Origin of the sequence: Caballeronia sp. BR00000012568055 (assembly GCF_029439455.1) — a bacterium.
GTDB lineage: Bacteria > Pseudomonadota > Gammaproteobacteria > Burkholderiales > Burkholderiaceae > Caballeronia.
In genome coordinates, this window is the sequence record NZ_JAQFVG010000168.1 from 1,050 (window position 1) to 21,340 (window position 20,291).

15 protein-coding genes are annotated in these 20,291 nt (G+C 62.1%); 8 read left to right on the forward strand and 7 right to left on the reverse strand.

Annotated features, from left to right (window positions below; translation table 11 throughout):
* Window positions 1-175: 175 nt before the first annotated feature.
* From P7F28_RS09325 to P7F28_RS09340, 4 genes are read right to left on the reverse strand one after another with little or no spacing between them, the layout of a single operon-like run.
* Window positions 176-1,291: a glycosyltransferase gene (locus P7F28_RS09325; protein ID WP_277184223.1), complete on the reverse strand. Its 1,116-nt coding sequence runs from the start codon at window positions 1,289-1,291 to the stop codon at window positions 176-178.
* 50 nt (window positions 1,292-1,341) lie between these two features.
* Window positions 1,342-1,545: a hypothetical protein gene (locus P7F28_RS09330; RefSeq protein ID WP_277184224.1), complete on the reverse strand. Its 204-nt coding sequence runs from the start codon at window positions 1,543-1,545 to the stop codon at window positions 1,342-1,344.
* A gap of 34 nt (window positions 1,546-1,579) precedes the next feature.
* The gene (locus tag P7F28_RS09335) at window positions 1,580-3,127 is read right to left on the reverse strand and encodes a M81 family metallopeptidase (RefSeq protein WP_277184225.1); all 1,548 of its coding nucleotides are present in this window, start codon (window positions 3,125-3,127) and stop codon (window positions 1,580-1,582) included.
* A 30-nt stretch (window positions 3,128-3,157) separates the two neighbouring features.
* Window positions 3,158-4,492, reverse strand: a complete 1,335-nt coding sequence (locus P7F28_RS09340; RefSeq protein WP_277184226.1) for an MFS transporter — start codon at window positions 4,490-4,492, stop codon at window positions 3,158-3,160.
* 130 nt (window positions 4,493-4,622) lie between these two features.
* On the opposite strand from P7F28_RS09340, the gene P7F28_RS09345 reads away from it, so the two are divergent.
* The 7 genes from P7F28_RS09345 (at window position 4,623) to P7F28_RS09375 (ending at window position 12,684) form a co-directional block, all read left to right on the forward strand.
* The gene (locus tag P7F28_RS09345; protein WP_277184227.1) at window positions 4,623-5,594 is read left to right on the forward strand and encodes a LysR family transcriptional regulator; all 972 of its coding nucleotides are present in this window, start codon (window positions 4,623-4,625) and stop codon (window positions 5,592-5,594) included.
* A gap of 37 nt (window positions 5,595-5,631) precedes the next feature.
* Entirely contained in the window at window positions 5,632-6,753 is a 1,122-nt protein-coding gene (locus P7F28_RS09350; protein ID WP_277184228.1) for an FAD-dependent monooxygenase, read from the forward strand.
* Between the two features lie 94 nt (window positions 6,754-6,847).
* A complete protein-coding gene (locus tag P7F28_RS09355; protein WP_277184229.1) occupies window positions 6,848-7,888 on the forward strand; it encodes a TRAP transporter substrate-binding protein in 1,041 nt (346 codons plus the stop codon).
* Between the two features lie 16 nt (window positions 7,889-7,904).
* Window positions 7,905-9,800: a TRAP transporter large permease subunit gene (locus P7F28_RS09360; protein ID WP_277184230.1), complete on the forward strand. Its 1,896-nt coding sequence runs from the start codon at window positions 7,905-7,907 to the stop codon at window positions 9,798-9,800.
* A gap of 19 nt (window positions 9,801-9,819) precedes the next feature.
* Window positions 9,820-10,860, forward strand: a complete 1,041-nt coding sequence (locus P7F28_RS09365) for a LacI family DNA-binding transcriptional regulator (protein WP_277184231.1) — start codon at window positions 9,820-9,822, stop codon at window positions 10,858-10,860.
* 16 nt (window positions 10,861-10,876) lie between these two features.
* Window positions 10,877-11,884, forward strand: coding sequence for a hydroxyacid dehydrogenase (locus tag P7F28_RS09370; protein ID WP_277184232.1), 1,008 nt, complete (start codon window positions 10,877-10,879; stop codon window positions 11,882-11,884).
* Entirely contained in the window at window positions 11,881-12,684 is an 804-nt protein-coding gene (locus tag P7F28_RS09375; protein ID WP_277184233.1) for an amidohydrolase, read from the forward strand. The genes P7F28_RS09370 and P7F28_RS09375 overlap by 4 nt, the downstream gene beginning before the upstream one ends.
* Before the next feature lie 71 nt (window positions 12,685-12,755).
* Here the strand turns inward: P7F28_RS09375 and P7F28_RS09380 are convergent, their stop codons facing one another.
* Both P7F28_RS09380 and P7F28_RS09385 read right to left on the reverse strand, forming a co-directional pair.
* The gene (locus P7F28_RS09380; RefSeq protein ID WP_277184234.1) at window positions 12,756-13,079 is read right to left on the reverse strand and encodes a type II toxin-antitoxin system RelE/ParE family toxin; all 324 of its coding nucleotides are present in this window, start codon (window positions 13,077-13,079) and stop codon (window positions 12,756-12,758) included.
* Window positions 13,076-13,312, reverse strand: a complete 237-nt coding sequence (locus tag P7F28_RS09385; protein ID WP_277184235.1) for a type II toxin-antitoxin system ParD family antitoxin — start codon at window positions 13,310-13,312, stop codon at window positions 13,076-13,078. Before P7F28_RS09385 ends, P7F28_RS09380 begins: the two co-directional genes overlap by 4 nt.
* Window positions 13,313-13,668: 356 nt before the next feature.
* Between P7F28_RS09385 and P7F28_RS09390 the strand changes: the two genes are divergently transcribed.
* The gene (locus tag P7F28_RS09390; RefSeq protein WP_277184236.1) at window positions 13,669-17,691 is read left to right on the forward strand and encodes an AAA family ATPase; all 4,023 of its coding nucleotides are present in this window, start codon (window positions 13,669-13,671) and stop codon (window positions 17,689-17,691) included.
* 10 nt (window positions 17,692-17,701) lie between these two features.
* Here the strand turns inward: P7F28_RS09390 and P7F28_RS09395 are convergent.
* The coding region (locus P7F28_RS09395) for an NAD(P)-binding protein (RefSeq protein WP_277184237.1) at window positions 17,702-20,291 on the reverse strand (2,590 nt) is incomplete at its 5' end.

Here is a 20,291-nt window from a genome sequence, read left to right on the forward strand (position 1 = left end):
ATCTGCCGGCAGTTCGCAATACTCAACCGTAGGCGGAAAATTGAATTGCACAGGAGGCGCACTGCTAAAGACCGTCATGGTTTCCGGCATATGCGCACCGATCGTCAGCGCTCGCATGACATGCCCGGCACCTTGATGATGGGCGTAATAACCGATGTTCACGCGCCGAGCCGGACTATTCATGCTCGACTTCCAACTCCGGGCAAAGACCTGAAAGCAACGACTCGTATCCAGCGATCATGCGATCCATGCTCCACTTTGCCTCGGCATGGAGGCGGCATGCTCGACGATCCAAAGCGCGTGCGGCAAGGATCGCCTCAGCGAGCGCAGAGACGTCATCCGCTGGAACCATGATGCCGGTGTCCGCAGTAAGCAACTCCGGAATCGCGCCTCTCGAGAAAGCTGCAACGGGCGTGCCGCACGCCAGCGCCTCGGCGACGACCAATCCAAAGGGTTCATCCCAACGCGGCGTCACAAGGCATACAGCCGCACGGCCAAGTTCATCGACCAAGCGCGCGCGTGGCAAATGGCCCAGATATTCGATATCGCCTCCCAATCGCGGCTGGATGAACTCTGAGAAATACGAGGCATCGGTCGCTTGCCCGGCAATCCGAAGCGCCATTCCCGCCGCGCGCGCGGCATCGATCGCCAGATGCGGACCTTTATCAGCGACAAGCCGGCCATACCAAATGGCATGCTGTTCGTTTGCCGCGTTTGCCGGACGCCAAAACTGCAAATCGATCCCGTTTGGAATGACATGGCAAGTCGGTATGAGATCCGCCCAGCTTGCGGCATTAGTTGCCGATACGGTGCAATAGTGGCCGCCGCCCCGTTCATGCTGCGCTGCTACTGCGTTGATCAATTCGAAAAAAGGCGGCGTGTGCAAAACCGTGAGCATCGGTGTTCGCATCGAACCTGAAAACGTGATGGGAACGTAGTGCAGCGAGTTATTGAAAACAACATCGAACCCGCAGTCATCGATCCGTTGCAGACAATCCATATAAGCGTGATGTTCAGCGATGAATTCCGTACTCAACGTATCGTGATCGTGCCGACGTGATTCTTGTCGATAATGCCGGTTCAACGACATAGGCCGTACATCCAATTCCGGCGAAGACTCGGGATGCGCGAAGAGCGTTACCGTATGTCCACGCTTTCGAAGCATCTGCGTCATATCGTATGTAAAGGCTTCGAGTCCTCCCGCAAAAGGCTCACGAATAGGATGTTTGATGTGCGTTAGCATTCCTATATTCATCGGTCTCGACGCCGTGCAACCACTGTTGTCGCTCATTTCGATTTCTCGTTGTTAGAGTCGGTCAGTCAACTGACAAGTCACGCTTATCACACGAAGGCAAACACCCGCTCCTGCCGCCCTTTACGCAGAAACGGGCTAAAACGATTAATGCAAACGCATTGCGTTGTCACCAGCATCAACAGTTTTTGAACAGCTCGATGGTCGTCGGTGAGCACGCGGATCGCATCGCGCTGCACCGTTGCGCGCGGCGCTACGTCTGCGGCTTTCTGAGTCAAGTTTTGACGCGACATATCAGCCTCTCTCTCGTGATTGGGGGTTCACGCATTAGCGCAATACGCGGACCCGAGGCGCTGGCTGAGTTTCGTGTGGAGAATTCGATGCCCGCAGCGCCGCCAACGTCGGTCCCAACGGACGCACGCGCATGCGTTCATCGAGACGACGCCAGGGCAGATCCGCAGGATCGGCGGCCATCGGGCCGGGAGCCTTCGCAACGAGAATGCGCGCGGCGATCGGCTCGAAGTCGGCGCGAAAATGCACTGAACTCTTGTTCACCAGGATCTTCATCCGCTCCGGCTCGATACCCACGACGCGAAACAGATTCCGGTCGAATATCTGCATCTTGATGCTGCTCACCGCGATACGCACGCCGTCGATGCGCAGGCACGCGCTCGGTCCGAGTTCGCCGCTCATGCCGTTGAGCATCGGACCATCGAAACGAAAGCGTCCGTCGGACAGATGCTCGACTTCGAATTCGCCTTCGAGCGGCGCGTCGCCCGGCACATTCGAGCCGCCGCCAAGCGCGATCCTGATACGCGCGCCCACGCCCGCCCGATGCGCCGCGCGCGCCGCACGCTCGTCCCAGATCACGCCCACGGCGGCATCGCGCGCGTGATGGCGCAACAGGGCGCGCACCATGCCCATGGTGTTCGAATCGCCGCCGACGCCGGGGTTGTCCTGTGTATCGGCGATGATGACCGGCTTGGTCGCCGCCCGGCTCGCGTCGATGGCTTCGCGCGCGGCTTCGTCGGGCGACAGGAACGGCACGTCCCAGCGCGCTTCGTTATCGGCGAGTTGCGTGTAGAGCGTATCGACCACGCGATCCGCCGATGCCTGATCGAGCGCGTAGCCCCAGATCACCGGACCGCATTCGTCGAAATCCGATGCCGGAAAGCCCGGCGCGAACGATAGCGACACGACCTCTTTTTCCAGCGCATCGACCGCGCTGTACATGCCGCGCGCAGGCTCCACGAGCGTGCACATGCCATTCACCGGAATCAGGAACGGCACACGGCGTATCGCGCGCTTGAACGGCCTGCCGTGCGCGATACGTTGCGCCAGCAGATGCGCCGCGCGCAGCCCCGTCTCGGCCATATCGACATGCGGATAGGTGCGATACGCGACGAGCGCATCGGCGAGTTCGATCATGCGCGCCGTCACGTTCGCATGCAGATCGAGCGATGCGACGAGCGGCATGTCTTCGCCCACGATGCGACGCACGCGCGCGAGCAACTCGCCTTCTCCATCGTCGAGATGTTCGGTGACCATCGCGCCGTGCAGGTCGAGATAGATCGCATCGAAACCGCCTGCTTTCACGCGGTCCACGATCGCGCCCGCAATGCGCTCATACGCGTCTTCCGTCACTTGCGCCGATGCACTCGCGCCTGCCCAGATCACTGGAATCAGCGTGTGTCCATGCGCTTCGGCCCACTGGATAAAACCGCCAATCGGCACGTTCACATCACGCAGCTTGAGCACATCGGCGCCGTGCGCCATCGGCGGAAAGCCTTCGCCCTGGATGAAGCTTTGATAGCTCGCCTTCGTCGGCGCGAAGGTGTTGGTTTCGTGCTGGAATCCTGCGATAAGAATGTTCATGATCGTCGTCCTTTCGTTGAGCTTTAAGCCCTAAGCCCTAAGCCCTAAGCCTTGAGCCGTACGCGTCTTCGCGGCAGTAGCCGTGCGTTTGTTCGCGAGAATCAGCACGCATGCAAGCGCCGCCATGAATGCCATCAGAAGCAACCCGCCGTTGGTGCTGCCCGTCGCGGCCTTGATCCAGCCGAGCGCCGCCGGTCCCCAAAATCCGCCCGACAGCCCGATTGTGTTGATGAGTGCAATCCCGCCCGCCGCCGCCGGACCTGATATGGTCTCCGAAGGAATTGCCCAGAACACTGTGTAGGCCATCCACATGCAGGCGGTGGCCAGCGTAAGCAGCGCGAGCGTCGCGAAGAGATGTCCGGACGCGTACGGAATCGCTATCAGCAGCGCGGCGGCGGCGAGCGCCGGTAACGCGCTGTGATAGCGCCGCTCGCCCAGCTTGTCGGAGCGGCGGCCTGCGGCATACATGGCGATCGCGGCGGCGAGATAGTGAATCGCCACGTACCAGCCGAGGCGGATCGTGTCGGTCACGCCTTGTTCACGCAGCAAGGTCGGCAGCCAGAAACTGATCGCGTAGATCGGGAAGATGATGCAGAAATACGCCAGCGCCAGCAAATAGACCCGAGGATTCCTAACCACTTCGCGAAACGAATCGATATGATGCTCATGGCTTGTGTGCGCGCCGACTTCCGCTTCGACAAAGCGTTGTTCGTCCTGCGTGAGCCAGCGCGCATCGGACGGACGATTGGCGAGGACGAACCACACGAGCGCGCCCAACGCGATGCACGGCAAACCTTCGACCAGAAACATCCACTGCCAGCCCGCCAGTCCGCCCACTCCGCCAAGCGATGAAATCAGCCACGCCGACAGCGGCCCGCCAATCACGCCGCCCAGCGGTCCCGCGACGAACACGATTGCAATGGCACGCGCCATCCGCGTGGGTCCGTACCAGCGCGACAGGTAATAGATCATGCCCGGCGCGAAGCCCGCTTCGAACACGCCGAGCAGAAAACGCATCGCATAGAACATGGGCACGCTGCGCACGAACAACATGCACGCCGACGTAATACCCCACAAAACCAGAATTCGGCTGAACGTAAGCCGCGCGCCGATGCGCGGCAACATGAGATTGCTCGGAATCTCGAACAGCACATAGCCGATAAAAAAGATTCCCGCGCCGACGCCATAAGCCGCGTCGGAGAAGCCGAGATCGCTTTGCATCTGAAGCTTCGCAAAACCCACATTCACGCGATCCAGATACGCGAACATGTAACACGCAATCAGCAGTGGCAAGAGCCGCCAATTGATCTTGCGATAAAGCGCCGAAACGGCATCGCCGTTGCGCGACATTGGCATGGTTGACATTCGCGTCTCCTTTTATGTCTTCCCTTCTCGGGTAAGCGCATGGTGAGCGCGTGCACATATGCGAGCAAGAGCAACAAAGTTCACGTATCGTTGCCCTGTGAGCAACGCTTCAATCGATGGAGACGCCGCCATGCGCGAAATCAATCAGCAACGGCTTCGCTATTTTCACGAAGTGCTGTCGCACGGCACGATTCGCGGCGCGGCGGATCACCTGAACACATCGCCTTCCGTGATTACGCGACAAATCAAGCTGCTCGAAGAGGAACTCGATACGACGCTGTTCGAGCGCGAAGCGCGCGGCGTGCGGCCAACGGAAGCGGCGTTTCACTTGCTCGAGTTCTGGCGGGGTTATCGCTCGCAGCAGGAGAAACTCGAAGACCAGTTGCATGCGCTCAAAGGCTTGCAGCAGGGCCAGATTCGTCTGGCGATCAGCGAAGGCTATGTCGATACGCTCATCGACGATGTACTCGCGCCGTTCTGTGCGCGCTATCCGCGACTCGAAGTCGATGTGCAGACGCTCGCCGTCGACGATCTGCTCGATGAAGTTGCGCAGAGCCGTGCGCATATCGGGCTGGCATATAACCCGCCGCCGCACGAGCGCGTCACGATTCACGCAAGTTCATCGCAACCGGTCGTGCTGCTCGTGCGCAAGGATCATCCGCTGGCGCGACGCGGCGGCATCGTAAAGATCGACGATCTGCTCGACTATCCGCTCGCGCTGATGCCACCTTCATTCGGCATCGGCCATGTGGTGAAGATGCTGGAAACCACGGACAATCTCGCCATTCGTCCGACGCTCACAACGAACTCGCTCAGCGCGTTGAAGCGCTTCGTCGCGGCGGAAAACTTCATGGCGCTGATCGGCGAATTTGCGGCGTATCGCGAACTGGCGAGCGGTGAACTGACGGTCATTCCGATCGCTCATCCACTCTTCGAAAGCGCTCAAGCCAGACTGCTCGTGAAAACGGGGCGGCCGCTTGCGGCGGGCCCACAAGCGCTGCTCGACTGGATTTTGAGCAAGATGCCGATGTTCGCGTCGCGCGCGAGCGGCCGTAGACGAACAGCGCGCGTTTCGAATGAGAATACGCGAAAAAGCCGCTAGAATCGCCAGCAATAACCGACAACAAAGAGGTGTGACGATGGCTCGAAACGTTCTGATTTCCGGCGCTGGCGTTGCTGGCCTCGCGGCCGCTTTCTGGCTGGATCGTGCAGGGTTCGATGTCACGCTCGTCGAACGTTCCGACGGATTCCGGCGCGGCGGTCAGGCTGTCGATATCCGTGGCGTGGCGCTGCAAGTCATGCAGGCGATGGGCCTGCTCGACGCCGCCCGCAGCTTGCGCACGCGGCTCAAAGGCATGTCGATGCTCGACGCCGATGGCAACGAGATTCATCGCACGGAGGAGCGCACCTACAGCGCGGGACGTCTCGACAGTGACGACATCGAGATCTTCCGCGACGATCTCTGCGAATTGCTGATGAAAGCATTGAGCGCGCGTGTCGAAATCATGTATGACAACAGCATTCGCGCCATCGCACAGCATGAAGACAGTGTCGGTGTGACGTTCGAACGTGGTTCCGACAGATCGTTCGATATCCTGATCGGTGCCGACGGAATTTATTCAGGCGTCCGTAAGCAATTATTCAACGACGAGGCAGCGTGTGTCTTTCCGCTGGGTGTCGTGCTGGCGCTGTTTTCGACGCCCAATTTCATCGCGCTCGATGACTGGCAGATTGGGTATCGCGTGGAGGAACTCGGCTACGTGATCTATCCGAGCCGGGATAAGCGCGAGTTGCGCATCGGCGTGGGATTCGGCGCGCCTGAGCCGGCCTTGTCCCGAAACGATGTCGATGGGCAGAAGCGCGCCGTATCTCAGAGTTGCGCGCATCTGAAGGGTGACTTCCCCCAGTTTCTCGATGCGATGGCGAGCACGGATCAGTTCTATTACAACGAGCTTGCGCAGATTCATCTGCCTTCGTGGTCGCAGGGCCGCGTCGTGCTGCTCGGCGATGCCGCGTATTGTGCATCGCCATTTTCGGGGCAAGGCACGAGTCTGGCGCTGGTCGGCGCGTTCGTGCTCGCGCATGATCTGGCGCAGCATCCGCAAAATCATGCCGATGCGTTCGCCGCCTACGAGAACCGCATGCGCCCGTACGTCGATCTCAATCAGGCGCTGGTCGATCCCGAACGACAAGGTCCGGTGCCGGACGACCAACTCGACGCGGCAAAAAACGGAATCGACTTAGCCGACCTGCTCGCATAACCCCCGCAGGGTAAATACCCATTTTCTCGTCGCTCCGCGCCGGGCTACTGTATCGATATACTAAATCGATACAGTAATCTAAGGAGACGACACCATGCAATCCGACTGCCACCTGTCCCGTCGGCGATTCATCCAGACGGCCGCCGCAGCGACGCTCGCGACAGCGGGCGCGGGCTTTCCCGCGATCGTGCGCGCGCAGCCGGCGGCGACCTTGCGCCTGTCGTCATCGATGCCCGCCAATGAAAACGCCGCGCATTACGTGTGGTTCCAGAATCTCGCGGCGAACCTGAAGGCGAGCGTCGGCGACCAGATTCGCATCGACTATTTTCCGAACAATCAGCTCGGCAAGGAAAGCGATGTCGTGCAGCAGGTGAAAGTCGGCGCGGTGGACATGATGGTCACGGGTTCGTCGATCTGGGCGACCGTGCTGCCCGAACTCGGCATGCTCGATCTCGGCTACGTGTTCGACAGTTTCGATCACGTCGGACGCGCGATGGACGGCTCCGTCGGCAAATCGTTCGATACCCTGCTGCAACAGCGCGCGAATTGTTCCGTCGTCACGTGGGGATATTCGTTCGGTGCCCGAAACGTATTCACCAAGAAGCCGACGCAATCGCTCGCGGATATCAAGGGCGTGAAGCTGCGCGTATTGCCCACGCCCGCCTTCATGGAAACCTTCAAGCTGATGGGCGCGGTGCCGACACCCATTCCCATCGGCGAACTGTATATGGCCGCGCAAACCGGTGTCGTCGATGGCTTCGAACACGATTGCGCAACCGTGCTCGCCAGTAAGTACGACGAAGTGGTGAAGTCGTGCTGGCAGACGCAACACGTCTTCAGCCCGCTCGTCGTCGTGATGGGCAAGCGCGCGCTCGCGAAGATCCCCGAGAACCTGCGTCCCGCGTTCCAGAAAGCGGCAGCGGATGCGACGGCGAAACAGCGCGTCGCAGCGATCCAAACCGCCGCCAGCGCCGAACAAGAGCTCAAGAAAAAAGGCATGACCTTCTATCCGATGTCCAAAGCCGATCGCGATACCGCGCGCGGCGAGATGCAGTCGAAGCTGTACGCGAGCTTCGCGAAGCAGTATCCATCGACCGCGCCGCTCTTCACGGCCATCGCCGCTGCGCGCGGCTAATTCAGGCAGACACACCATGACCACTTTCTCCGCGACGCCCGGACCGGAAGCGCAACTCGCCGCGCCCGGTTTCGGCCAAGAGACCGTGCTCGCGCGCGGCCTTTCGCGCCTTATGCACTGGATCGAATATTTCTGCGCGGCCGTGCTCGCGGCGGATGTGATCGTCGTGTTCCTCTCCGTGATCTATCGCTATTTCCTGCACGATCCGTTCGACTGGGCCGAGGAAGTCGCGGGCGCGCTGATGATCGTGCTGGTGTTCTTCGGCGCGGCCACCGTGCTCGGGCGCAGCCAGCACGTCGGCGTCGATCTGTTTCGCGGCATGCTGCCCCAACGCTGGCAAGGCGCGCTCGTGCACGTCGGGCATTGGGTGATTGCAGGCGTCGCGGGTAACCTGTGTGTATCGTCAGGATTGCTTCTCATTGATTCATACGGACAGATGACGCCGAGCGGCCTGCCCGCGTGGATCAACGTCTATCCGCTCGTGATCGGCAGCGTGTTCATGACGATCTTCGCGCTCGCCAATGCGCTGAATGGCCCACGCAAAACCGTGCTCGGCACGCTGATCGGCTGCGTGCTGCTGGCGGCCGCTGTCTTCGCGTTCAACGCGCTCGCGCCGGAACACGCCATCAAACCCGGTTATTTGCTGATGGCCGGTTTCATCGGCGGATTGGTGCTTGGCGTGCCGATTGGCTTCGTGCTCGCGTTCTCGGCGCTTTTGTATTTTCTCGCCGAACCCTCCCTGCCGATCCTCGTCTATTCGCAGCAAGTCATGGCCGGAACCGATCATTTCGTGCTGCTTGCTATTCCGTTCTTCGTGCTGGCCGGTTTGCTGATGGAAACCAACGGCATGTCGTCGCGGCTGATCGAATTGCTGCTACGTATTTTTGGGCGCGTACGCGGCGGTCTCGGTCTGATCACCATCATGGCGACGGCGTTCTTCTCCGGCGTGTCCGGTTCGAAACTCGCGGATATCGCGGCGGTCGGCGGCGTCGTCATGCCCGCCGTGCGCCAGAGCAAGGAAGATCCGAACGAAGCCGCCGCCTTGCTTGCGTGCAGCGCGGTGATGGCGGAAACCATTCCGCCGTGCGTGAATATGATCATCATGGGCTTCGTCGCGAATATTTCGATTGCGGGCCTGTTTCTCGCGGGCGTCGTGCCGGCGGCGGTGCTGGCGGTATCGCTGGCAATCGTTGCGGTTATCTTCGGACGCCGTATCAATCTCGCCGATGCCCTCACCAACCCGCGCAAATGGCTGCCGCTCGCGGGCGGCGCGCTGGTCGCGCTCGTCATGATTACGATGATCGGCAAGGGCGTGACCTCGGGCGTGGCGACATCGACGGAAGTGTCCGCGTTTGCGGTCGTGTATGCGTTGATCGTCGGATGGCTGGCGTTTCGCGAACTCACGCCGAAGTCGGTGGCGCGCGTGTTCGTGCGTTCGGCATCGATGGCGAGCAGCATTCTGTTTATCGTCGCGGCGGCGTCGAGCGTGTCGTTTGCGCTGACCATCGAGCAGATTCCTGCGCTTGTGTCGGACTCGATGATCGCGTTCGCGCATCAATACGGGCCGACCATGTTCCTGCTGTTGTCCGTGCTTATCATGATCGTGTTCGGCGCGGTGCTGGAAGGCGCGCCCGCGCTCATCATCTTCGGGCCGCTGCTCACGCCGATCGCCACGCAACTCGGCATCAATCCGCTGCACTTCGGCACGGTGATCGTCGTCGCGATGGGCTTCGGGCTGTTCGCGCCGCCGGTCGGTCTCGGCCTGTTCGCGACGTGCGCCATTACCGGCACGGAAATGAAGGCAGTCGCGCGACCTATGCTCAAATACCTGCTGGTGCTGTTTGTCGCGTTGGTGGTGCTGATTCTCGTGCCATCGTTTTCATTGTGGTTGCCGACCCGGCTCGGTCTGTAGCCGGAAGATTCAGAACTTTATGAGCACCATTCAGGATGTCGCCCGCGAAGCCGGGGTATCGGTGAGCACGGTATCGAACGTACTCAACGGCCGCACCGATCAGATGCGCCAGGACACGCTCGCGCGCGTGCAGGCCGCGATGAGCGCGCTGCAATACAAGCCGAGCACGCTCGCGCGCCAGTTGAAGACGGGACAGACGCCGATCATCGGTTTGCTGGTGCCGTCGATCGCCAATCCGATGTACGGCTATATCGCGCGCGAAGTGGAAACGTATGCGCAGGAGCGTTACGGCTTTCGCGTGATGATCGGCAACACGTATCGCGATCCGGCGAAGGAAGCCTCTTTCTTTGATGACCTGCTCGCGCAAGGCGTGCGCCGCGTGATCGTGATTTCGTCGCTGGCGAACGAGCGGCATCTGGAAACGGCGGTCGAGCGCGGCATGGTCGTGGTCAGTTACGACCGGCGCGCGACCGAAGGCGAAACCACACGCGTAGAACACGTTACGCCGGACAATTTCGAGGCCGCGCGCATCGCGACGAAACATCTGATTGCGCACGGTCACAAGCGCCTCGCGTTCGCCACGTTGACCGGCATGACGATGAGCCGCCGCGACAAGATCGACGGCTTTTTCAGCGCCGCGAGCGAAGCCGGTTTATCGGACGATGCGCGCGTGCTCGACAGCGGCCCGGTGAACGAATACGGCGATTCGATGATCGCTGAGAACGGCCGCGCGCTCGCCCGTCTGCTCGCGAAAGACGACGCACGCCCGAGCGGTATCGTCGCGGTAAACGATCTGATGGCGCTCGGCCTGATGGCGGGTCTGCGCGAGTGCGGCCTGCGCGTGCCTGAAGAGGTGTCGATCGTCGGCATGGACGGGCATTTTCTCGCGGCGATTTCGAACCCGGCGCTCACGACCGTGCAGCTTCCGGTGCCCGCGATGGCCGCCGCGATGGTCGAACGCGCGATGCGTCCGCATGACGAGCCGATGCCTGCATCGGAACAGGCGCTATTCACGGATATCACACTGGTCGAGCGCGAATCGGTCGCGCGGCCCGCGTAGCTCTCAGGACGAGGACATGAACAAGGTATTCGTGAGTCATCCCAAACAAATGCTGGATCATTATTTCGGCGCGCGTGCGGCAGCCGCGCTCGCGACGTTCGCGGATGTCGCGTACAACCCTGAAGATCGCGAACTGACCACAGCCGAACTCGCCGATGCCGCCCGCGACGCCGATGTGATCATCGCGTACCGGCAAACGCCTGCGCCGCGCGCGCTGTTCGAGGCGCTGCCGAAGCTGGCCGCATTCGTGCGCTGCGCCGTCGATATCCGCACCATCGATGTCGATGCCGCCAGCGAGTTCGGCGTGCTCGTCACGCAGGCGAGCGCGGGCTTCGTGCCTTCGGTGTCCGAGTGGGTGATCGGCGCAATGCTCGATCTCGCGCGCGGCACGACCGCGTATGCGCAGGCGTATCACCGGGGCGAATCGCCGACGCCGCAAATGGGCCGCGAATTGCGTGGCAGCACTTTCGGCGTGATCGGTTATGGGCAGATTTCGCGTTATCTGTGCGATCTCGCGCTCGCGTTCGGCATGCGCGTAATCGTGTCCGATCCTTACGCACAGATCGACGATGCGCGCGTGCAGCACGTCACGTTCGATGACTTGCTTGCGCAGTCCGACTTCGTCGTGTGTCTCGCGCCGGCGAACGCGCAGACCGCGAATCTGATGAACGCGCGCGCCTTCGCCGCGATGAAAAGCGGCGCGTATTTCATCAACGCGGCGCGCGGCGAACTCGTCGATGACGACGCCCTGCTCGATGCGCTCGAACGCGGACATCTGGCGGGCTGCGCGCTCGATGTCGGCCGCGCGGCGGATCAGATGCCGTCGTTGCAGCTCGCGGCGCATCCGCGCGTGATCGCAGCGCCGCATATCGGCGGCTTGACGCCCGGCGCGATCGAGCATCAGTCGATGGAAACGGTCGCGCAAACCGAAGCGCTGTTTCAGGGCCGCGTGCCAGCGGGCGCGGTGAACGCAGCGCATGCGTTCCGTTTGACTGGTTTCGATCTTCATGCGGCCGCACGATGAACCTCGACCACGCCTGCGACTGCCACATTCACGTCTACGAAGACGGTTTCCCGCTTGCCGCGAGCGCAACCTTCACGCCGCCGCGCGCGCCTGCATCGGCGTATCGCGAGGTGCAGCGCGCGCTGGGATTTTCACGCGCGATCGTCGTGCAGCCGACGGGTTACGGATTCGACAATCGCTGCACGCTTTCCGCCATCGCGCAATTGGGCGACGGCGCGCGCGGCATCGCCGTCGTTGCGCCCAATATTACGGATAACGAACTTCATCGTCTGCACGAGGCCGGCATTCGCGGCGTACGCTTTATGATGCTCGCAGGCGGCGTGCTGCCGTGGGACGCGCTCGAAACGATGTCCGCGCGCATCGCGCCGCTCGGCTGGAACATCAATCTTCAGCTCGATGGCCACACGCTGCCGCAGCATGAAGCGATGCTCGCGCGCCTGCCGTCGAAACTCGTGATCGATCATCTCGGCAAGTTTCTCGCGCCGGTCACGCGCGAAAGCGAAGGTTTCGCGTCGCTGTGCCGTCTGCTCGACGGTCCGCGCTGCTGGATCAAGCTCAGCGCGCCGTATGAAAGTTCGCGCAGCGGCGCGCCCACATTCGACGACGTGTCGTGGCTCTTTTCGACGCTCTCGGCACGCTTTCCCGAGCGCGGCGTGTGGGCGTCGAACTGGCCGCATCCGAATGTCAAACCTGTTCCCGACGATAAGCAAATGCTCGATTGGGCCATGCTACTCGCCGATAACGATGACATTCGTCGCAAGATTCTGGTTGAGAATCCGGCAGAACTTTATGGGTTTTAAGGTCCGCGCTTGAAAGCGTCTTTGTTCATCGACTGGATCACACAGACTCAGGACCGGCCGCGCGAACGACTTCAGTCTTCATGCAGCCATGCCGGAATATCACGCGCGCCGTTGATCACCCGCCATATCTCGACATGATCAGCGCGTTCCACGTAAAACACCAAATGCGGATAACGCCTGAGCGGCCACGAACGCAGGCCCGGCAGATCGAGTTCGTACGCATAACGGGGCGATCCCATGGCAGGATGCCGCCCCAACTTCGTATAAGCCGTTTCGATTTCACCGATAAAACCAAGCGCCGCCTGCTCGGATCCCTCTTCCACGAGGTAGTAGTCGATCTCCGACTCGACGTCCTGCCGCGCCTGACGCGACGGTACAACTGGCTTCGACCTCATTTGCGCGCGGTGCGTACGCGCGCGCGGAGCGATTCGAAATAGTCGCTATCGACCGGTGTCGTCATTCCGGATGCCGCGCCCTCCAGAAGCAGCGCGCGCAAATGCTGCCGCTGCTGATCGCGGCGGATCAGTTCGCGGACATACTCGCTGCTCGTGCCATAACCGCGTTCGTTGACTTGCTCGTCGACGAAACACTTCAGCGCTTCCGGCAAGGAAATATTCATGGTAGTCATGGCGTTCAGGATAGCAGGTTTGCCAAATTTTGCCAAAACGAGCCGTGAGTCAGACGTAGCGCGGCGCAGCTTTGACATTGGCAAACCGGGGCGTCAGCGCGCGACGCGCGAGGTTTCCGGCCACCTGAGGCATCGAGCATCGCCGATTGGTCCGCGTCTTGATCCAGGACAAACGCACCTCGAAACGCGCGTTTCAGCGCTTGGAATTGGCGGATGTTCATTGGCTTGCGAACGGTCATGCGTGGCGCGGCGATGCCTCGAGACAACATCCCCTTTAACGCGCGCAAAGTTTTAAAGCGAAACGGCTTCGATGCCACTAAAGTGAATGCAGCGTGAATTGCCTGCGGGAGAACGAGGTGGGCGAAGCCAATGCATTCATCCCTGTCGCGCTGTCGCGCTATCTGCCGCGGCATGTGCTGAGCGCGCGACACGACGATCGCCCCGGCGCACGACACTTCGACGGCGTCGCCATGATGGTCGATATCGCCGGATTCACCGAACTCACGGAACGCTTCGCGCGTCAGGGCGTGTCGGGAGCGGAACGCTTGTCCGCCATTCTCGATCGTTACTTCGGAAGAATGACCGCGATCGCCATCGGGCATGGCGGCGATGTGCTCGATTTCGCCGGTGACGCCATTCGTGTGATTTGGGAATACGAAACATCGTCGCCTGCGGCTGCGGTACTCGCCGTGCAGTGCGCACTGAGCATGCAACGCGCGCTGCCCGCGATCATCGCGGAAACCGGCGTGCCAATGCGCCAGCGCGTCTCACTGGCCGAAGGCAGGCTCACGCATCTGACGGTCGGCGGTATCGGCGGGAAATGGTACAGCCTGACCGCAGGCGTGCCGGTGGCGCAGGCCGCCGCCGCCAATCAGTTTGGCACTGCCGATGACGTCGTGATCTGTCCCGCGCTATGGGACAAAGTACGCGGATCATTCGAGGCGCAACGGCAACTGGCGCACGGGGTGACGGTTGCAATCACGAACGTTTGTGTGGATCCCGCGCCGGGCGGCTGCGTGCCGATGCTGGAGCCGGCACACGAGCCCGGCCCGTCGTCCGGCGTGCCGGAAAGCTTTCTCGCCCGGCACTTTCTCGAACGCGTGCGCCTGGGCGGCGGCCGGTGGTTCGCGGAATTCAGAACCATCAGCACACTGTTTATCGGTCTGTCGCGTGTCGATTACGCCCGCGACGATGCGCTCGATCATCTGCAAGCCGCTGTCGAATGCGCGCAGACCACGCACGCGCGTTTCGGCGGCGTGCTGACCGAGTTGTCGGCGGACGACAAGGGTCTCACCTTGCTATCGGTGTTCGGCCTGCCGTTCATGGCGCACGAGGACGACACCGTGCGCGCGGTCGCCGCCGGCCGCGCGCTGGTTCACGCGCTGCACGAACGGCGCATCGCAGTGAGTATCGGCATGACCACGGGACTCGCGCTGTATGCCGACCGCGGTGGCGAGCAACGCCGGCACGCCGGCTTGACCGGCGGCGTGGTCAATCGCGCGGCGCGCCTGATGACGGCGGCGAACGGCGGCATTCTCTGCGATAAAAGCACCCGTGACGCCGCCGCTCACGAATTCCTTTTCGATGCCTGCGGCCCGGTGTCCGCCAAGGGCATCATCGAAGCGGTGGCGGTCTGGCGACCCCGGATCGACCCGCAGGGCGAAGGGCATTTCTTCACTGGCGTGTCGGTCGGCCGCGAACCCGAATTCGAGAAATTGTCGCTTGCGCTCGACCGGGTGATCGCTGGCGGCGGCGACGCGATAGCACTATGCGGCGAAGCCGGCCTCGGCAAGACGCGCCTGATCGCGGACATCGCCGCTCATGCGCGTGAGCGCGGCGTGCCGGTGATCTGGGGCGCGGGCTTCGCGCTGGAATCGATGTCCGTGTACCACGTCTGGCGGCATATCCTCGCGCAATTGCTGTGCGGCTCCAGTAAGTTCAATCCCGTTATCGCGCGCCGCGTCGCCACGAGTCTGGTAGCGGATGACGAGAACCTGGTTGCATGGCTTGCACTCCTGAACGATATCCTGCCCTTCGCTTTCGACGACACCGATTTCACCCGCGAGATGACCGGCCAGGCGCGCGCCGAAGGGGTACGCAAGCTTGTCACCGCCCTCATTTCGCGCTCGTCGATCGATACGCCGCTGCTGCTGATCGCCGACGATCTGCACTGGTTCGACGGCGCATCCGCTGCGCTGCTGCTGGAACTGGCGATCGCGCCGCCGACGGGTCTTCTGCTGCTTAGCGCCACGCGGCCGCTCGAGGCATCGGCCGCGCCGGAAGCGCATCGCGTGGTGCGCGAATCGCGCCGCTGCCTGAGTCTGCCCGGACTGACGCATGCCGCGCTCGCGGTGTTGATCGCGCATCGGCTGGGTGCAAGAGAAGCAACCGATGAACTGACGCATTTCGTCGTGGAGCGCACCGAGGGCAATCCGCTCTATGCCGAAGAAGTGGTGTCGGCGCTGCGCGCTTCAGGCTATCTCGAAGTGATCGACGGCGTGGCCGCCTTTGTCGCGGACGCCGCCAGCGAAGCCCGCGTCACGCTGCCCGAAGGCTTGCGCGGCATTATCGTCAGCCGCGTGGATGCGTTGGGCGGCGCTGAACAGCTTTTGCTGAAGATCGCCGCGGTGATCGGGTCCGAGTTCTCGCTCAGAATGCTGCGCGATCTCTTCCCGGACGATCAGGGCGGCACGGATCTCGTTGCGCTGACGCACGAACTCGAACGTGAGGACGTGGTGTATCCAGTCGCTGATGATCAGGATCACTATCGTTTCAAGCACGTGCTGCTGCAGGACGCCGTGTACGAGCTGCTGCCTTGCTCGCTGCGTCAGGAGTTGCATCAGGATATCGCCAAGTGGATCGAAACCCATGCGGCGCACGATCTCGAACCGCATTTCGCCGCGCTGGCCTTGCATTGGGAGCGCGCCTTGAGGGCGCCCGCCGCCGTCGCCTATCTCGAACAGTCCGCCGAGCATTCGCTCAAACGTTATGCGACCCGCGACGCGATCCGTCAGGCCAATCGCGCGCTCCGGCTGGTCGCGGAAGCTCAACTCGCGCCGGACCCGCTGCGCGACATGCGCTTCGAGACCATTCTCGGCGAAGCCTACAGCGAATCGTTTCAGTACGACGCGGCCAAGCTCCACTTCAATCGCGCGCTGGAATGCGCCGGCCGCCCGATGCCGCGCCACGCCGCCACCATGGCCCTCGACGTGGCCTGGCAACTGGCCCGTCAGCTCGGCACGCGCGCGGGGCTGGTGCACGGCCGCAGCGCGGACCCTTTGCTGCCGCGCATTTCGCAGATTCACGAGAAGCTCAGCGAGATCGCTTACTTCAACAGCGGCACGCTGTCGCTGCTGCACGCCACGCTCACTTCGCTCAATCTCGCCGAGCGTTCCGGCAGTGTGCGCGAGGCCGTCAAGGGATTGGCGGCGATGGCCATCGGCTTTGCGGGTTCGCGGCAACGCTGGCTTTCGCAACTCTATAACCGGCGCTCGCTGGCGCTGGCGAGCGAACAAGGCGGCATCGATGATATCGCCTATGCGAACGTCGTCGGCGGCGTCTATTGGGCCGCCGATGCCCGCTGGGAACGCGCGATCGAATGCCTGACCTATTCGACCTCCCTCTATGCGCGGCTGGGCGCGACCGAGCGCTGCCAGCAGTCGATCGGCGGACTGTGCGCGATCGCCCTCGCACGCGGCCAATTCGACGAAGCCCAGGCCCTGCTGGACCAGTTGCGTCCCGCGCGCCACGACATGCCGGCGCAGATCGCCGCCTATCTTTATGGCTTCGATACCTGCCTTGCGCTGATGCACGGCGACGGTTTGCAGGAGCGCGTGCGTTGCCTGTGCAAAGTGATCAGTGCGCGCGAGCTGCCGCAGTTCGACCGGATCTTTTGTCAGGGACTGGTGGCGGCGTGCTGCTGGCGGATGGGCGAACATGCGCGCGCGGTGGAATCGGCCCGTGCGGCCCTCGACGATTTATCGGCGGGCGTGCCGGTGGCGTGGTACATCACCGAGGGGATCGCCGGCATCGCGCAGACGCTGATCGATGCATCAATCTGCGGCATGACGGACTGGCGCGACGCGCGGCGCGCCTGCCGCATCCTGAGCCGCTATGCGCGCGCCACCCGCCCCGCCGCGCCGCGCGCCGCACTGCTTGCGGGCCGCATGGCCGCTGCCCGGCATGACAGGCCGCGCGCGATCACGTGCTGGCATCGCGGACTGGTGGTGGCGCGCGCACTCGGCACCCTTTACGACGAGGCGCTGCTGCTCTACGAACTCGGCAATCAGAGTCCGCAGGGCAGCGCCGAGCGAACCGCGTTACTCGAGCAGGCGCGGGTTCAGCACGAGCGGATCGGCGCGGCGTTCGTGCAGTCGTGAGCGGTGCGCATCAGCGATCCGTTTCGCCACGGATCACGGCCGGATGCCCGGATATGGCGCGCGAAGCCTGCATGCCGCCCATGATCGCGGCTTCGACACAACCCGCGTTCAAGCCTGTTTTGAGCCAGTCGCCCGCGAAGAAGAGATTGCGAAAGCCCGAGCCATCGCTCGTAATCCGATACGCGGTGCTGCCGACCACCGACTGCACATACAGCTCAGGCGGATTGACATTGGCGCGCCAGTACTGCGAATCGAACCGCAGCGCGCCGCGCTCGTTGGATGGCGAGATCAGCACGTCCCACCGGAAAGCGCCATCAACCACCGCGCCCGGCCAGAAATTCGACGCCTGCCTGGTCAGTTGCTCGATGGCATGATTCTTCACTTGCAGCGTAACGGTGGTGATCACGTTCGCCCTGGTGGCCGGGGTGAACGCGGGCGTTTGGATCGGACTGCAGAAATACGCGACGCTTTGCGGTGTGCATTCCTCGGGCCATGTCTCGCACTTCAACAGCTGATTCATCGGCGTCAGCGTGTCGAACGGCTCGCTAAAGGAACTCAGGACGGGATCCTCCTCTTCCGCGCCGACATGATTCCAGCCAGGATTCTCAAGCTTCTCGCTCAACCACATCTGATACGCCTGCGTGGCTGTGGTCTCGACCTTGACGGACGCGTCCTTTAGCGCAGGACTGCGCTCCAGCAGCTTCGGGCACACATACGACAGCGCGCCCACTGGCAGTCCGCACACGATCGTGTCGAAATCCACGCCGCGCTGGAGTCGCGTGACCGGCAATTCCGCGTGCGCGGCCGCACTATGAATTGTCGGCCAGTCGTCGAAATACGACTCGAGATCCGCGCCGGAGTCCTTGAGCATTTGTCCCTGCGCCGGGTCGAGCAGTTCGTATTTCGGACGATCGGGCCAGCAGTCCAGGCGGGCCACTTCGACCAAAGGATCGTATTCTTTCTGGCCTGCCGCGAGCGCCATCTGTTCGGTGATGACGATCTCCATGACCTCGTCGCTGTCCGGCGCGGGGATCAATTCATCGACCTTCTGGAAAAATTTGAAATCCACGCCGCGCTGCTTCAGTACCTTGTAGAGCGGCGTGAACACCGTGTCGCCCATGCCGGCCTGCATCTTCCAGATAAAGCTGCCGTGATAGTCGATGGTGAGACGCAAGAGCCCGCGCAGCATGGTTCCGGCTTCGATATTCGGACGCTGCGTGTCGCCGTCTTCGTAAGCGAAGGTGAGATCGTAAAGTGCGCGCACGAGTGCGGAGTCCACGGAATAGTCGGGGTTCGCGCCATGCTTGAGCAGCCAGTCGCGGAAATCGATGTCGTTGATCACGTCGAAGTTTCTGAACATGACGTGGTCCGCATGCATGCCGATCAGCGCCGTGACAGCGAGATCGATACAGATAAACAGATGCCGGGTGGGATCGTCTTCGTCGAGATAGTCATGGACCGTGTCGAACACGGATGCGCGCAACGCCTGCAACTCGTCGATCACCATGTCGCGGCTTCCGGGCGTCCACAAATGGAACGAGTCTTTCAGGCGGCGGAAAAAGCCCATCACGCCATCGGCGATGCTCTCGATGTGATGCACACCTTCCTTGAAATTGTTGTGCACGACCTCGATCAGATGCAGATTGAGATGCTCGATCCATTGATGAATCCAGGCCGTCAGCGTCGCCGCGATACCGGCAAACGTGAGTTCGCCATGGTGCCCGCCCGGTACGCCCGGTTTGATCGGCAGCAGCAACGGCCAGAACTTGTACTCATCTTTGATGAGTTCGGTCACCACGATGAGATTGTGCGGCTTGAAGGCGTCCTCGAGGGTGGCGAGCGGCATGCCGGGCGCACGGTCGAGCGCGGAGTAGGCCTTGCGCATCAGATCGAAACCGTTGTTGTAGAAGCCGAACCACAAATGGAGACCGTGTTCCTCGATCCGCTGTCCCATGTCGGCGTTGCGTCCGCTTGCGCATTTTCCGCCCAGCCGCCAGCCCATCTGGTAGACGGTGATTTCGTATCGGTCGCGCCAGCCGGGATCGTCGGTCAGATAGTAGGCGGCCGCCATCGCGCCCGGGCCGCCGCCGAGAATCGCGATCTTCTCCGGCCTGCCTTTGGGCGCGCGGGGCGCGGCGGGCGCGGCGGGATCAGGCGCAGGGTCTGCAGCGGCCGTGTCGGCTATTAGAGCTAAGCCGGCCATGCCTCCTGGGCCGATCGTGGCAGCGACTTCGGGCGCTGGCGCGGCTGGTTCGGCTTCGGCTGGTTCGGCTTCGGCTGGTTCGGCTTCGGCTGGTTCGGCTTCGGCGTGCGCTTCGCCTTCGCACGCGCAGAATTCAGCCAGCGCCTCGCCCTCATGCACCGTGAAATCCATGCTGATATGAAACGGCAACAGTACCGGCTGCGTGCCGATCTGAAAGCCCAGCGTGTCATCCAGCCGGAAGCTGTCGAACTTGTTCAATGTGAACTGGTAGGTATAACCGAGCAAGCGCGCGCTGTGAACTTTGTCGATGGTTGCGGGCGCGCTCACCACCGCCTGATACACGGCCTTGACGCCGCTGGTGTCCGGAAACTGCTTGAGAAAGAGTTGGTCGATATGC